Here is a 15,326-nt window from a genome sequence, read left to right on the forward strand (position 1 = left end):
GAAAGAGCCTCCGTAGAAGCCCTTTCCTTTTGCATGCCTGTTTGTTTAATCAGTTTCCTCTGACTCGCCGGTCAGGATGAAGCGGCAATATTCAGCCCTGTGGTCTATAAGGAACACCACCAGTTCGTAGAAGCCTCGCTTGTTGGCCTCGTACTGGACGCGGTTCACATCAAACATATTCGTGACGCCGCTTTCCCGTATGGCGAGAATTTGCTCTTTTATTTTCTCAGTCATAAGTGACACCTTCAGTCTCCACCGAGTCGGAGGTAGCCTGGCGCAGGATATCCAAATCGAAGCCCGCGTCCTTGTAACCCTCCAATATGGTGGTATAGTAATAGCAGCTTGGCTGGCCCAGAGGCCTGCCCTCGTTCATAACGTAAACCATAGCCTTTACGGTCTTGCCGTCCAGTTTCACTTTCACTGTTTCCTTACGGTAGAGGAAGGGCCAGCCTTCGTAACGGTCAAGCGCCGCCTCGTCTGCGGGCGTCAGTTCCCAGACTAATACGGGAACGCTGCCGCCTTTGTAAGGTTCTACCGTGGCCACGGCACCCGCGTGTGCTCCCCGGAACAGGAGCCGCCAATTTTTCATTTCGCTGGCGCCAACCACCTTCGCGGTGGGGCACCGATTCGCCATCTGTGCTATATTCAGGTTTGAGCCGTAGGCGATGTACAATCTCTTATCCATTGTTCTCTATGTCCTCCTTCTTAGGGTTTCGGCTTCTCGGGCGGTTCAGGCCGCCCGAAATCGCCATGCCGCCGAGCCGTCCAGATGGGCGGTCAGGTGTTCGCGGCAGTTTGCAAACTCCTCGCCGATGAAGCCGATGCGGTTTAAGTAAGTCCTCATGGCGAACTTTTCGTTCTCAGTCTGCGGCTTCTTTGCCGATGCGCATTTCTGTGTCAGGGCTTGGTGGTTGAGGGCCAGGGCCAAGACCACGTAGCTTCTGACCTTTCCGGCATGAAGCTCGCTGTTGAAGCCCCTCAGTTCCACCGTGTGGTTGCCCGTAAAAAAGCTGTGCAGGTTCAGGAAGTGGTAGCGGCTGTGGTGGTAATGCCTGTCGCGGCTCTCACTGTAGCCTTCGTACCAAAGCTCCTCAATCGCCCGCATGGTCTTGGGCTTACGGCGGTTCATCTTGTCGACCAGAAGGGCGTCCATCTTCTTGCAGTAGCTCATCCGCTCCGGCGCTATCTGCAGGGCCTTATAAAAAAGGTCGTTCTTGCTGGCGATGATGTTCACGAAGTTGCGTATGCTCCTCGGTGTGTGATTTGAACCATCGAGGTGAATGTGAATCCCGCAGCTGCTGTTGGTGAAGGCACCAGCCTTGCGCAGCCTTCGCACCAGTTCTTGCAAGGTTTCGATATCCTCGCGGTAGGTGAGGATGGGGCTGACCAGTTCGACACTGTGCTCCCTGGTGGCGGCTATCTTCTGGCGGCCGTTTTTCTTTTGGCAGTTGATACTGCCGTCGCTCATTATCTTCCAAACTCGGCCGTCCGAAGTTGTGACCTTTTTTGTATCGTAGTAGTCGCCCGTACTGGCAACCGTGGCGCCGAGGTATTCGGCCGCAACCTTTGCCGCTTCGTTTCTTGTGATGCCTGTGAACTCAATCTCAATCCCAAATCTGTTTGTAAACACTGTGGTTTTCCTCCTGAGTGTGTATGTTTTGTGCCTTTCGGCATGTACATATATCACTCTAAAGGCTTGATATATCAAGCAAATTCGGCTCGAAAAATTACATCAATATATGGGTGTATCTTTGCTAAACCGGGCGTCTTACAGCTTCTTGACTACATCCTCTCCGTACACAGCTCCGAGGGTGGAGCCGTTATCCCAAGAGCAGAAAATCGTACCCGTGTCGTCCACGAAGTCCACGGTTCCTTTGTCGCCCGGTTTCAGCTTGGAGTAGGGGTCATTCATCCACACCAGTTCCACACGTGTGCCCGAAGGGTATTGTTTTCGGAGCCGCTCCACGGTCTCCTTTGAAGGGAACTTATTCATCGGCTGCTACCTCCGTGGTTTTCGGCGGCGCACCGTTCTTAAAGGCACTGTTGCCCGATAGGTTCCTGAGCAGGATTTTCCGCGCCGTCTTATAGTCGTCGCCCACAAAGCCCAGCCTGATGAGGAACACACGGAAGGCGAACTTCTCATTCTCGACAGACTTTTCCTTGGCGGTTACCCGATGCTGCTCCTTTGCCGCCGCACAGAGGGCGCCAATGAAGCGGGAGTAGGCATTGACTTCTTCTGGTTCGATTCCGAAGCGGAACCAGGGGAATCTGAGCGTTGTTTCCGTCCGCTCGACTGGAAGTTCATCGGTACCAATGGCCTTTTTGATAAGCGATGCCTTGCTGGCGATAAGCCGATCAAGGTTTTCGAGCGCCGCTTGGGTGAAACCATCCAGCGGGATTTCTATCGTCAGCGTATCGGGAATATCCCTTTCAGAAGGCCCTTCCGCGTAGTAGTCGTGGTCGGGGTTTCTGCAGGGTGCCAGTTCGGGAATGTAAATCTCGACCGGCCCCCGTCGGAATTCCTCCATGACTTCCTCAATATCGTAGGGCATCCCAGTTTCTGGGTCCTGTGAAACAAAACCCGCCGCGTGTAAACCCTCCAGAAGTCTCCTTGCGGCTGACTCGTCGGTGCGTTCATCAAAGGAGAGGGTTCCGTCCTTACTGATGATGACGTTTGCTACCACATAGGCGAAGCTGGGTGCTCCTTTGTAGACTGGAGCCCAACCGAGAATCCCGCTTGCCGCTTCGAGCAGCTCCTTGCGCCTGGTTCCTGTAACATTAAATCTGATTTCCATTTGATAAGCCTCCTTAGCCTTTGGTGATTACATATATCACTCTAAAGCTGTGGAATAGCAAGCTGTTAATCCGAGAAATGAGCGGGAATTACTGCACGTCGGACTGCACTAATTCCGCGATTCCGCGCATAGCGAAACAAACGCACGGCAGGGCTACGCCGTTGCCCCACATCTTGTAAGCCGCGCTGTCCGTATATGGGTTATGCAGCCACTTCACAATCTGGCTACGGCTTTTGGGCTTTGAGGGAGAACCAGTGATTCGGCGATGGGTCTCGAACACCTCAGACCACCAGACGATTTCCTCCTCCGTAGGTTGAGGTGTTTCAAGCCCATCACACCACCAGTCGGGGAAGCCTTGCAAGCGGGCGCATTCGAGCGGCGTAAGTCTGCGAACGATGTACTGTGGTCGGACAACAAACTGCGGGTCTTTATAGTCCCGCGCCATAAGTGTCGACGCCTTTTCCTCATATATATCAGCGAAACCGCCGGTTGTCATGGAATAGGCAACAGCGTGCTTATCACAGGTGTTGAGGGTAAACGATACATCCTCGTTCACACCATAGCCCCGAGGACCGTTTTTATCCTCCCGGCCTATCATAGACCCCTGGATACAGACAGCGATGCCGCCCTGATTGCAAGCCGGGTTACCGCCGTTTGCGTCAAGGGTACGTGAAGTTTTTGCTTCATAGATTCCGCTGTGTGGGTTCGCCGACTTCATTGCATTGGAGTCCTTTGAGCAGATGCCGTAGACTTTCGGCATAAGTGTCAGCGGAACATTGCCGCCGCCCGTCCCCATTCGGGAAGTCAGTGTCTGGACTTTGCCGCTCTCATCCAGTTTCAGCCTGCTGTCGGCGGGATGGTTTTCGATAACGACCACGGCCTGATTATCACCGGCATCGGCGCGAAGCGCACCGGCGAATCCTTCCCAGACATGGCCGCCGATTCTTGAAGCCGCGCCAGGCTCAAATACGATGGGCTGGTGCCCATGTTCCTCGGCGCGTAGGGTGGCGGTCTTTTCTTCCGTGATAGACATAAAGGAGCCGCCCATATCGTTTAGGACACAGACTGGTGCTCTAAAGCAATCCGCAGGACTTCGGGAAGGTGCTTGCCCCGCAGGGAAGCACGGCGTAAAATCCCTTGACATGCCTTCGGACTCAAAAAGAACCTCTCCGGCGCGTTCGCTTCCAAAATCCGCGACAAGGTAGATTCTTTTGCGCCGTTGGGCGACTCCGAAGAATTGAGCGTCAACAGTCCTGTAAGCAACGCTCCATCCGTCACCCACGAGAATGTCGGTGTAAGGCCATCCGTTCTTGTCAGGCGCAGGCACCTTGGCATCCGGCTCTGCGATTTGGATGATGCTTTCGAGCACTGCCCTGAAGTCCTCGCCCTTGTTTGAGGAGAACGCGCCCGGCACGTTTTCCCACAATATAAATCTTGGATAGTGGCCATTAGTCGCACACCTCATTTCTTTGATGATTCGAACAGCCTCATAAAAAAGGACGGATTGTGTCCCGTCCAGACCGGCGCGTTTTCCAGCAACCGACATGTCGGTGCAGGGTGAGCCGAGGGTGATGATATCGACCGGCTCAATTTTTGCTCCATCGATTTTGCTGATATCGCCGTAGTGCTTCATAAAAGGCAGCCGTTTGGTAGTTACCCGTATTGGGAAAGGCTCAATTTCACTTGCCCACACGGGAATAATGCCGTTTAAAACGGCTCCGAGCGGGAAACCGCCAGAGCCGTCAAAGAGGGAGCCGAGGGTAAGCTGTCTATTCATTGGCAGCTACCTCCACATCTGCGAAATGTACTTTTTCGCCATTCCTGATGAGAAACACATTATCTGAACCACCAACCTGTTCAATGTACCGCTTTACAATTACATCGCAATACTTTTCGTCCAGTTCAACGGTATAGCAAATTCGCCCGGTCTGCTCACAGGCGATCAATGTTGAACCGCTTCCGCCGAAGGGGTCAAGAACAATACAGCCCGTCATGCTGGAGTTAAGTATAGGGTAGGCTACCAGCGGCACCGGTTTCATCGTCGGATGGTCAGCATTCTTCTTGGGCTTATCGAACTCCCAAATGGTTGACTGCTTGCGGTCGGAGTACCAGGCGTGCTTGCCTGACTTCTTCCAGCCGAACAGGATCGGTTCATGCTGCCATTGATACGGTGATCGGCCAAGCACGAGGCTCTGCTTCTTCCAGATACATGTACCGGAGAGGTAGAAGCCAGCAGCATCAAATGCCCGCCGGAAGTTTAGCCCTTCTGTATCCGCGTGGAACACATAAATAGACGCATCCTTTGCCATCGCCTTTTCGGTGAGGGTGAACGCGTCCAGCAGAAACTGATAAAACTTTTCATCAGCCATGTTGTCGTTTTTGATTTTGCCAGCCGAGCCTTCATAGTTAACGTTATACGGCGGGTCGGTCACCGCGAGGTTAGCCAGTTTGCCGTCCATGAGCAGATTAAAGGTTTCGGCCTTCGTGGTGTCGCCACATACGAGGCGGTGCTGTCCGAGCAGCCATAGGTCTTCCGGTTTAGTGACGGCAGGCTTTGAAAGCTCATCGTCTACATTGAAGTCATCGTCTTTTACATCCTCAATACCGCCCAGCAGTTTGTTTAGTTCAGCCTCGTCAAAGCCCAAGAGCGACACATCGAAATCGACACCCTGTAATTCTGAAAGCTCTACCGACAGCATCTCGGCATCCCAGCCAGCGTTCAGGGCAAGACGGTTGTCGGCGATGATATACGCACGCTTTTGTGCTTCCGTTAGATGTTCGGCAAACACACAGGGAACTTCGGCGATGCCTTCCTCTTTAGCGGCGAGGACACGGCCATGCCCGGCAATGATGTTTAGCTCTTTGTCCACGATGACGGGATTGACGAAGCCAAACTCCCGCAGACTCGCCCGAAGCTGGAGAATCTGCTCCTTACTGTGGGTGCGGGCGTTCCTTGCATATGGTATCAGCCGGTCTATATTTACTTTTTCAAAACGTTCGGTTGTTTTCATGTTCCGTTACCGTCCTTTCCTGCCCGACAGCAGTGCTTCCATGATATCGTCCTGCGGATTGCCAACGAAAGCCGTGGTGCAGTTTTGCTTAACTATGTCAAAAATCTCATACCAGATGAGATTGGCCTGCTTCTGAAACGATTGGCTCATCTGCACAAACGGACTTGCTATCGCACCGCCGGTGGTTGGGTGCTTTCCAAGCAGACCGTACAGGCTGATGGCTTCCTCACATTGGATGTATCGCGTAAATGCCTGTGCATAGGCTTCAATCAGCCTGGGGTTCACGAATTTCTCACACCCGCGTTCCTTGAGCCATTTCCAAGTTTCAATAAAAAGCACATCCGCGCCCAGAGGTTTTCCGTCTTTTTGCCTTGCTCTGAGGTAATCGCTCGGCTCCGGCATGTCTTCGCCATATAGATCCACTGCGTCGTCAAGGTCGCTTGCTTCGAGCATCGACTCGGGCTGCAGATCCGGTGCTTCTAAAATGCGGGCGGCTTTTCCGGCCGTGATTTTATCTGCAAGGGGCTGCGGTTTGTCCCCGGCGCGCACGCGGCGGCCGCCTCTATTTGTTCCGTCTTTTGCCACGTGCTTCACCTCCTTGCTGTGGCGGGGTTAATCCCCCGTTTGAACCGGTATTTTTTCGCGCGTGACCCCACGCCCGTTGCACGGGAGAAGAGCCACAGAGATTTCGACCGCCCCTACCGTCCCCAGCGTCCACCTTCACGGGCAGTAATCTCGGAGTGGCAGGGTGTACATAAAGACATAAGGTTGCCCATGTCATTGGTGCCGCCTTGGGACAGCGGCTTGATGTGGTGTACTTCCTCGGCGGGGGTGATCCGTCCTTGCTTCTCGCATTGCTCGCAAAGCGGGTGGGCTGCGATATAGCGGTCACGGATACGTTTCCACGTCCGGTTGTAGCGTTTCCTTACGGCGGGGTCGCGCTGGTAGCGTTCGTATCGTTTTGCTTCTTCTTTGGCGTGTTCCTCACAGAATCTGCCGTCTGTCAGCTTGGGGCAGCCGGGGTAGGAACATGGCCGCTTTGGTTTGTATGGCATCGGGTCACCTCGCTTCGGGCAAACAAAAAGCCCCCGCGGGTTTCCCCGTGAAGGCTCTTGTCACAGTTTTCGATGATACCATTATACAATGCCCGTCTGCAAACAAACCGCATGAATTCCGCACAATTTATCCGAAGAGAAGAATCCGCAGGTGTTTTAGGGCATCGCTGCGCATCTGCTCAATCTTCCGTTCGCTGTAGCTGAGTTCACTCATCAGGCGGTAGGTTGCGCCGGACTTCCGGTTATCACCCATGTAGAATTCCGATAGGATATGCTGTTCGGTATCGGTCATGCTCGACCACGCAGGCTCAAACCACGCCATGTACTCTATCGCTTGGCTGTAGCGTTCCCGCAGGATGTCCAACTTGTCAATCTGCGCGGCCAGCTTGTCGGCTCCCGCCTGGGGTTCCTTGCGGACGGCAGCCCGGTCAGTTTGGGTCCTCTGGGTGAAGCCATTTGCTCATACACGTCCTTGATTTCTTGTGGTGTGTTGTTGATAATAAACCGCATGTTTTCATAGTCGCGTATGGCGGCTACCGTAGCGGCGTTCTTATTGATATATTTTAGTGCGATCATATGCCAGCCTCCTTTTCAAGGTTTGCCCTGACCGCATCAATCAAAGCGGCCTGGGTTTTGTCTTTGAGCCGTAACGCTTTCATAACTTGTTCGTCAATCGTACCCTTGGTGATGATGTGGTGGATGACCACGGTATCTTTTTGCCCTTGCCGCCAGAGCCGGGCATTAGTCTGCTGGTAGAGTTCCAACGACCATGTCAGCCCAAACCATACCAGGGTGGAACCACCGGTCTGCAGGTTCAAACCGTGACCTGCCGAAGCGGGGTGGATAACCGCAACTGGGATTTCTCCGTCATTCCATCGCTTGATGGAATCGATACTGTCAAGCCGCTCGGTGGGAAAACGTTTAAGTATCCGCTGAAGATCATGCTTATACCAGTAGGCGATCAGAACGGGCTTGCCGTTGGCGGCTTCAAGGATATCTTCTAAGGCATCCAGTTTACGGTCGTGGATAATGACAACTGAGCCATCATCGGCATAAACGGCGCCATTGGCCATCTGCAGCAGCTTGTTCGACAGGCTTGCGGCGCTTCCGGCATCAATTTCTTGTCCTTCCAGTGAAAGAACAAGATCCCGCTTCATGGTGTCGTAAACCTTTCTCTCTTTTTCCGACAGCTGCACGGGGATCTCGTTTATCACGCATTCCGGCATCTTGAGGTAGTCTGTATTTTTCATGCTTATGGTGATGTCGGAAATGCGGCGGTAAATCTCGTCCTCCGCCCCGGGAAGCGGCTTATAGCTGAAAATAATCTGCTGATTGCGCTTATCCGGGCTAAAGAAGCTGTTGCGGTAATGGGTGATGAATCGACCAAGCCGCTGGCCCATGTCGAGAATGCCGATTTCAGCCCATAAATCCATAAGGCCGTTGCCGGAAGGGGTGCCTGTTAGCCCCACGATGCGCTTTACCTTCGGACGGACACGGCGCAGTGCCTTGAACCGCTTTGAACCGTATGCCTTGAAGGAGGAAAGCTCATCAACCACCACCATGTCGTAGTCGAAAGGCAGATTGCTCTTGTTTACAAGCCAGTCTACGTTTTCACGGTTGATGAGGTACACATCAACGTTTTGCATAAGCGCAAGTCTTCGTTCCTGCTCCGTGCCGACAGCCACGGAGTAGGTCAGGCCTTTTAGGTGATCCCACTTTTCGATTTCAGCGGGCCATGTATCCCGTGCGACTCGCAGCGGGGCGATAACCAGCACTTTGCGGATAAGGAAGCTGTCAAGGGCAAGGCCGAAGATGGCGGTAAGGGTAATAACGCTTTTGCCAAGCCCCATATCCAGAAATACCGCTGAGATGGGATGCTCCAGTATGAAATTGGTCGTATAGGTTTGATAGTCATGAGGACTGTATTTCATCGAGTATCCCTCCAATCTGTTCGGTATCGTCAATGCAGAATACTAAAAAGCCTAACGCTTCCAGTTGTCTTTTTCGTTTTTCCTGCAAAGGGCGCGGCCGTTTCCCAGGTGCCTTGAGTTCTATGAATGCCAGCTTCCCATGGGGGAGCAGCACTAAGCGGTCGGGCACCCCATCGAAACCCGGTGAGACCAGCTTCAGGGCGATGCCGCCCATTGATTTGACTGTGCTTTTGAGTTTTGATTCTATCGTTTTTTCTCTCATACAAGTCCTTTCTGCCTTTTCCGGGGTTCCAAAGTTCCAAGGGAACCAAGAATTCCATATAGCCTATACGCGCGTATTCGCGGGTACACATGCCAGCTCTTTTCCTATATCCATAATTCTTTATTTATATTGGAACTATGGAACCCTTGGGAAAAGCATTGATATATCAAGGTTCTAAGAGGTTCCGAGATTGAGGGGTTGTGTTTTCATCTGAGACCCGTACCCACACATACTGGGCGCCATAGCCCTTGATTTTCTTTTTCTGGCCGGAATATACCCAGCCGCCAATCCTTTGCATAATCAGCTTGATTTTGTAGCTGTCAGCCTGACGCTCGAACTTGCCTCGGTCATTGCCGAAGCATTCGCACCAAATTTCCATATTGCTGACATGCTCGCGCTTAATTTTGCCTTCCGGCTGCAATGGGTCGTCCGAGGAAAAGTAATGCTTCCGGCTGTACAAATCCATGTCATACCAGTTCTCCGGAAGGAGCATATCGAGGTACTCGCGGACCACGCCCTCGCGTTCATCAGCTTCAAGGGCCGTGGTCTGCTCAGCTTTTGCCTGTTCTGCCGCACTGCCTTCCAGATAAAGCTTTTCGCCCTGCATCCAGTAGTGCTTTGCTTCCGCCCATATTTGAGGCACATCGCTTTCGGGCAGATCCCAGCCTTTTTTGCTGCCGCCCCAGACACGCACTACCCAAAATCGGCGGTTTCCGGTGGTGTCACGCAGGAACCCCGCGTTTTCCGCATTTGTGGAACCTACGATAATACATTGGCGTGGATGGCTTTCGACTGTTCGCCCATAGGAGGGCGGTACTGGTCATCCTGACGGGAGAGGAAGCCTTTAATGTTGTTGACGTCCATTTTTGACAGGCCTGCCAGTTCGGGGATTTCTACAATCCAGACACCCTGGATTTTCTCTGCGGCATCTTTGCCTTTGCCCATATCGGTAAAGTTCAGGCTGTCGGAAAACCATTCTCCGGCAAGCCGGGCAAAGAAGGTGGACTTGCCAAGGTCGGTCTTGCCGTTTAGGACCAGCATGGAATCGAACTTAATGCCTGGCTGATAGATGCGGGCCACCGCCGCCGCGAGGGTTTTGCGGGTGACCATCCTGGTATACTCCGTATCCTCCGCGCCAAAATACTGGACGAGCAAGGTTTCCACCCGTTTGGTGCCATCCCATTCGGGCAGGTTGTCGAGGTAATCGCGGATAGGATGATAGGCACGGTCGTCCGCAGCCTTAGTGAGCGCAAGCTCATAGTTGCGGGATGAAAACGTGCCATAGGTTTTATCCACATAAGCCACAAGCTGCGCCATATCCGCATCCCGCCATGCCTGGTACGGACGTTCCCACGGTAGGGCGTCATCGCCGTAAATCTGGTTCGCAAGGCGGTTATATCGGATGCCTTGCAGCTTTGGGTCGTTTTTCAGGATGAGCAGAAGGTTGCCAAGGGAGTTTTTAAGCACTGTGGAGCGCGGTTCATACTCGAGGTTTTTCTCCCAGTCCGTATCATCCTCGGCAAATTCGGCCGATGCCTGCGCCCGGCGTTCTTCTGCCAATAGGAGCTTCACACGCTCATCATTTACCGCAAGCTCCGTCATTGCCTTAAAGGATGGCAGCTTGCTCACCGGGGTATCTTCGGCGGACTTGTCGTCAAGGCCACGGAATTTATGGAGCCGTACCAGGTCAAAAGCATTCAGCAGTTTTCCGCAGGCTGGGTCGGTGGCGTGATGGCTGTATGCGAACACGCTGTCGTAGATAACCACGCCCGCGCTGCTGTCGGCGGGTATATAGTCGTATCTGCCGTTCATGGCGGATGGCTCATACACATCGTAGAGGAAGGCTTCGATTGCCTCCTCAACGGTATAGGCTCGGTTAAACGCCCCGATGATGCCCGGCTTGGTGAGCGGATTCCCTGCTTCGGCGGCACTGCTTCTCACTACCTCGGATTGGCGGCTGGAGCGCGGCCAAGTGGACTCATCTTGCCAATCGTCATAGCGAGTAAGGTAGACGTCCGGGTTAAGGTCGCTGCCATCCTTTTTCCGGAACCAGAACTCTCCGTTCATAGAGGTGGACGGCCAGTACATGAGCCGGTGTGCCTCATAGGTCGTATCGTCAAAAAGGTCGATTCCAATGTCCTTTGCTGCCATCCGAGCTACAGCGGGGTATTCGGCTTCGCTTATGTCGCGGGTGAGCGGAATGGCAAGGCGGATACGAGGCTTTTCAGGGGTATGCTTATGGGTGGAGTAGGCACAGCACCTAAAGTCGAACTTCATAATGACTTCATCCCAAATGCCCGGGGTGCCGTAGTCCATGTCCAGAAGGATCATGGAGCGGCAGAGTACAAATCCCTTTTTGCGGCGGCCTGCCTTAAGGTGGCCGGCCACATAGCCGCCGACATCTTTGATAACGTCCTGCTGGCCTTTCTTCAGCTTTCGGTATTCCTCCACGGTTTCCGTGGTGCGGACAGTGGAACTAACCCGTGTGCAAAAGTCATCCCAGGAGATGTCGCTGTTTTTCCACTTTTTATCCATGCGGCTGTTGCCGTACGAAATCTTCATTCTGAGACCTCCTTGCAGTCATCAGAAAAATATCTGATGGTGTATTTCTTCCGCTTGGCTCTCTCAATCTCAGCATTCATACCGGAGGAGATATAGCTGCCAAACACCCAGACCTCTGCGCATTTTGACATAAGTACATTGCCAAAGAGTAAACCCAGGCTGCGTTCAGCCGGGTTATCGTCATCTAAAAATAGAGGGTAAAGCAAGTGCGGTGTGAAAGGGATATATCCCATTTCAACCGCAAACCGGCTGTACCGTCTGGCCGACTTGATATTGCTTTCGACATCCCCGGAATAAGGGGAACAAATATATACAAGGGGCGGAAGGCTTTTGCGGCTTTTTCCTCTTGCTCTACAGCTGTCAAGGCTTCATAAGCGGTGGGGTCAAAGTAGCCTTCAGAGTTGAATTTATTGATGCTCATAGGTCGACCTCACTTTCACGCGGGCTTTTCGAGCAGCTTCAGCTTATACCATTCCAGATGGCGCTTGCGCTGTTCGTAATCCGGTACGGCAACCAGCAAGCCGATATCAACCTTCTGCAGCGTTTCCATCATCCTGACCTGTTCGTCCGTCAGATAAGGACGGATACTGGTGCCTTTTTCAAGGCCGTGTGCCTGCCTGAACTGCTTTGCCGACATCCCGGTAACAATGCGGTTTATCATGTCGCACTCGTTGCTGAAGTGGTATGGTTTGGGGTTTTCATGCAGCAGCTTGATATTTTCGGTCAGCAACGGGAATTCCTTACGGGCGGTGACAAGCGTTTTGATGAACTGTTCCATCTCATTAAAGCGCCTGATATACAGCTCCTTGAACCTCATTGCTTTCTGCCCCGTGTATCCCATGACCAGCATGGTGAAACCGTCGCGGGTCATTGCGTAACAAGGTAGTTTCCTTCCGGTTCTGTCCTTATAATAGGTCAGCTCAAAATTGGATTCAGTAAATTCCTCACTCAATCCAGATTTGGTGTCAGTGATTTTCGCGATATCACGAAGGACATGAAAATGTTCCTTCTCAAAAAACTGAGCAACAAACAGGCTGTCAACCCTTGCAGTGTCATTGGTATCGGCGAAAACACCGTACTTATCCTTTGGGATTAATTCCTTCATCTGTTTCCCTCCAATCTTGAAGGCATCATTGCCTTCTAACATCCACAGGACAGGAAAGAGGTTTTTGAGTACTTTTCTGTCAGTCCTTTTTATAGAAATCTGTTTCGTATCCGTCCGCCCGAAGTAAAAGGCCTTTTGCCCAGGGCGGAGTTTGCCCCATTTGCTTGCATACAGCCTCGGTGGACATCCGATGATCAGCTTCGATAACAATCTCATCGTGGACGTGCATCACGATGGAGCAATGCCTAAGATTCAGCATGGCGTAGCAGAGGATGTCCCGGCTCGTGGCCTGCACGATATTTTCCGTGAGTTTCGGGCCATAGCTTTCAATCCGTTCCCATTTCTTTGTACTGCCGACGCCTTCGTAGGTGATGCAGTCTGATCCAAATCGGTTCTCGCCGATACGCGGCTTTACATAGGCAAGGCGTCTGCCGGAGGGGAGAGTTATAAAGAGCATTCCGCTCTGATAGGAAAAGCGGATACCGTGTGCTTCCGTAGCGGTGCGATCCTTGGCCGCCTTCATAGCGGCACGGTCAATATCCCACCAGAGCCTCACGATATTGGGGTTAGATGATCTCCAGGCGGAAACAAGTGGTTGAAGTTCTTCCTCTTCAAGCCCCATCTCCAATGCGCCCATAGCTTTGAGAGCACCGACTGATCCGCCGTATCCGAGGGCGAGTTCTGCGATTTTGCCTTTTTGCCGCAGGTGGCCGTTGACACTGTTTTTTTCTACGGGAACGTGGAACATCTGGGAAGCGGAAGCGCAGTAGATATCACCGCCGGACTCAAAGACTTCCTGCCGCCATTTTTCGCCCGCCAGCCATGCAATGACCCTTGCTTCAATTGCCGAGAAGTCCGCCACTATGAATTTACAGTTATCTTTAGGCACAAAGGCGGTACGGATGAGTTCCGACAGTACCTCCGGCACGGAGTCGTAGAGCATTTCCAAAGCTGTGAGGTTGCCGGAACGCACGAGGCTTCGAGCCTGCTTAAGATCGGGTATGTGGTTTTGGGGCAGGTTTTGCAATTGTATTAATCTGCCGGCCCATCTACCGGTTCGATTGGCGCCGTAAAACTGGAACATCCCACGGGCGCGCCCGTCGGCACAGACTACGTTTTCCATAGCCGTGTATTTCTTGACCGATGACTTAGCAAGTGACTGCCTGAGTTCCAGCACCTTACAGAGCGGTTCTGATGCAGCCTTTAAAAGTTCCGCCACAGCCTTTTTGCCAAGCGTGTCGGTTTCAAGGCCATTGTTGGAAAGCCATTGTTTCATTTGGACAATGGAATTTGGATTCTCAAGTTCAGTCAATTCCCGCATCATGCCAGCCAGTTTAGAGCGGGAGAGGGTATCTGCTTCGATAGCTTTATGAACAAAATCCATGTCCAGAAAGACGCCGCGATCGTTAATCTCTTGGTCGAGGCGGTATTCCTCCCAAACCCTATCCGGCACGGGGAACTTTGCCAGCTTCTGCTGTATCGCCATTTCAGTTTCAACGTCCCGAAGGTTGTAGGCCTTGAACGCAGCCCATTTATCCGGGGCGTGGGCTGGCAGGTTCCTTGTACGGCCCCCATTGGAGACTGCAGGTTTGCACGGCACAGAAAAATACCGGATTAAATCTTTGCCCTCCGTGAGCTTTTGCTTTTCAAGGCCAAGGACGGCGCCGGTTCCTTCAAGGGAGAGGGGCAGGCCCATGTATGCTGACCATACCATCGTGCAGCGCCATGACTTTGGGTCAAGATATTGGCCCATGGGTAACCCTAACCACTTTGACAAACAGATGCGTTCAAACTGGGCGTTGAAAGCCCACTTTGTCACATCCTCATCTGCGAGCGCAGCGACGACTTCGGGTGGGATTGCTTCACCGCACGTGAGGTCAACCACCCGAACCTCACCGCCATCAACGGAATAACCGAAGAGAAGGACTGCAAAGTCCGGTGATTCCGTATAGCGGTAGACCCCGCTTTTGGCGAGGTCTACACTGCTGTACGTTTCTATGTCGATACTGAGCGCCCTCACGAAAGGAAGTCCTCATCGATTTCGGTGGCGAAATCGTCCTCAGCCCTGGACTTGCCGCCGAGAGGTTCGCCATCGCGGATTTTCTGCAGATTGTTCAGCCCGCAGGCAATGCCCCGGTTTCCGTTGCTGTTAAAGGCATAGAAGTTGATGCTTACCCTGCCATAGACTCCGCTGTAAACCTCGGAACGGTCAAGGATGGGCTGGCGGTCGGCATCCACAATGCCGGGTGCGGTCGAGGAGTTGGCGTTAATGAAATATGAATTGGCATAGGCAGGATCGTCAGGGCGTTCGGTATCGCCGTCGCGCAGAGGTGTCTTGATAGCGGAAAGGGGCGGTACGGTTTTGCCGTTGCCTTTCAGCTTTGCTTCACCCTCACGGTAGGCGGCTTCAATTGCGGCCTTGATTTTTGCTATGGTACGGGTGTCGGACTTGGGGATGATGAGTGATACCGAGAACTTAGGAGTGCCTCCGTTAATAGACTTGGCCTCCCAGACGTTGGCATAAGACCAGCGAGTATCGGGTCCGGTGATAACCTTCATAGGATTTGCGTTAACTTTGTTTGTGTTATTTGACATAAGATTTTCC

15 protein-coding genes and 2 pseudogenes are annotated in these 15,326 nt (G+C 52.7%); all 17 read right to left on the reverse strand.

Annotation, left to right across the window (positions count from 1 at the left end; all coding sequences use genetic code 11):
- Positions 1–45: 45 nt before the first annotated feature.
- Positions 46–234: a DUF5049 domain-containing protein gene (locus Ana3638_RS12230; protein WP_161838279.1), complete on the reverse strand. Its 189-nt coding sequence runs from the start codon at positions 232–234 to the stop codon at positions 46–48.
- On the reverse strand, positions 227–685 hold the full coding sequence (locus tag Ana3638_RS12235; RefSeq protein WP_161838280.1) for a gamma-glutamylcyclotransferase family protein: 459 nt from the start codon (positions 683–685) through the stop codon (positions 227–229). The genes Ana3638_RS12230 and Ana3638_RS12235 overlap by 8 nt, the downstream gene beginning before the upstream one ends.
- Positions 686–730: 45 nt before the next feature.
- Positions 731–1,630, reverse strand: a complete 900-nt coding sequence (locus Ana3638_RS12240) for an amidoligase family protein (protein WP_161838281.1) — start codon at positions 1,628–1,630, stop codon at positions 731–733.
- Positions 1,631–1,768: 138 nt separating this feature from the next.
- The gene (locus tag Ana3638_RS12245) at positions 1,769–1,993 is read right to left on the reverse strand and encodes a DUF4314 domain-containing protein (protein WP_161838282.1); all 225 of its coding nucleotides are present in this window, start codon (positions 1,991–1,993) and stop codon (positions 1,769–1,771) included.
- Positions 1,986–2,795: a virulence protein gene (locus Ana3638_RS12250; RefSeq protein ID WP_161838283.1), complete on the reverse strand. Its 810-nt coding sequence runs from the start codon at positions 2,793–2,795 to the stop codon at positions 1,986–1,988. The genes Ana3638_RS12245 and Ana3638_RS12250 overlap by 8 nt, the downstream gene beginning before the upstream one ends.
- 88 nt (positions 2,796–2,883) lie before the next feature.
- Complete coding sequence (locus Ana3638_RS12255) at positions 2,884–4,572, reverse strand: DNA cytosine methyltransferase (protein WP_161838284.1); 1,689 nt, start codon at positions 4,570–4,572, stop codon at positions 2,884–2,886.
- Entirely contained in the window at positions 4,565–5,806 is a 1,242-nt protein-coding gene (locus Ana3638_RS12260) for a site-specific DNA-methyltransferase (RefSeq protein WP_161838285.1), read from the reverse strand. Before Ana3638_RS12260 ends, Ana3638_RS12255 begins: the two co-directional genes overlap by 8 nt.
- A gap of 6 nt (positions 5,807–5,812) precedes the next feature.
- Complete coding sequence (locus tag Ana3638_RS12265) at positions 5,813–6,391, reverse strand: P27 family phage terminase small subunit (RefSeq protein WP_161838286.1); 579 nt, start codon at positions 6,389–6,391, stop codon at positions 5,813–5,815.
- A gap of 113 nt (positions 6,392–6,504) precedes the next feature.
- Positions 6,505–6,861: an HNH endonuclease gene (locus tag Ana3638_RS12270; RefSeq protein ID WP_161838287.1), complete on the reverse strand. Its 357-nt coding sequence runs from the start codon at positions 6,859–6,861 to the stop codon at positions 6,505–6,507.
- A gap of 127 nt (positions 6,862–6,988) precedes the next feature.
- Complete coding sequence (locus tag Ana3638_RS25175; protein WP_246240170.1) at positions 6,989–7,225, reverse strand: hypothetical protein; 237 nt, start codon at positions 7,223–7,225, stop codon at positions 6,989–6,991.
- 208 nt (positions 7,226–7,433) lie between these two features.
- Positions 7,434–8,792, reverse strand: coding sequence for a DEAD/DEAH box helicase (locus Ana3638_RS12280; protein ID WP_161838288.1), 1,359 nt, complete (start codon positions 8,790–8,792; stop codon positions 7,434–7,436).
- On the reverse strand, positions 8,773–9,054 hold the full coding sequence (locus Ana3638_RS12285; protein ID WP_161838289.1) for a VRR-NUC domain-containing protein: 282 nt from the start codon (positions 9,052–9,054) through the stop codon (positions 8,773–8,775). The genes Ana3638_RS12280 and Ana3638_RS12285 overlap by 20 nt, the downstream gene beginning before the upstream one ends.
- A gap of 166 nt (positions 9,055–9,220) precedes the next feature.
- A pseudogene (locus tag Ana3638_RS12290) lies at positions 9,221–11,616 on the reverse strand (VapE domain-containing protein).
- Positions 11,613–12,037 (reverse strand): annotated as a pseudogene (locus Ana3638_RS26775) (DUF7768 domain-containing protein). Before Ana3638_RS26775 ends, Ana3638_RS12290 begins: the two co-directional pseudogenes overlap by 4 nt.
- A gap of 15 nt (positions 12,038–12,052) precedes the next feature.
- Positions 12,053–12,721: a Rha family transcriptional regulator gene (locus tag Ana3638_RS12300; protein ID WP_161838290.1), complete on the reverse strand. Its 669-nt coding sequence runs from the start codon at positions 12,719–12,721 to the stop codon at positions 12,053–12,055.
- 79 nt (positions 12,722–12,800) lie between these two features.
- Entirely contained in the window at positions 12,801–14,741 is a 1,941-nt protein-coding gene (locus tag Ana3638_RS12305) for a DNA polymerase (RefSeq protein WP_161838291.1), read from the reverse strand.
- Positions 14,738–15,316 carry a DUF2815 family protein gene (locus tag Ana3638_RS12310; protein WP_161838292.1) on the reverse strand — a complete coding sequence of 193 codons (579 nt, stop codon included), beginning with the start codon at positions 15,314–15,316 and terminating at the stop codon, positions 14,738–14,740. The genes Ana3638_RS12305 and Ana3638_RS12310 overlap by 4 nt, the downstream gene beginning before the upstream one ends.
- Positions 15,317–15,326: the final 10 nt, after the last annotated feature.

This window comes from Anaerocolumna sedimenticola (genome assembly GCF_009931695.1).
GTDB classification, from domain to species: domain Bacteria; phylum Bacillota; class Clostridia; order Lachnospirales; family Lachnospiraceae; genus Anaerocolumna; species Anaerocolumna sedimenticola.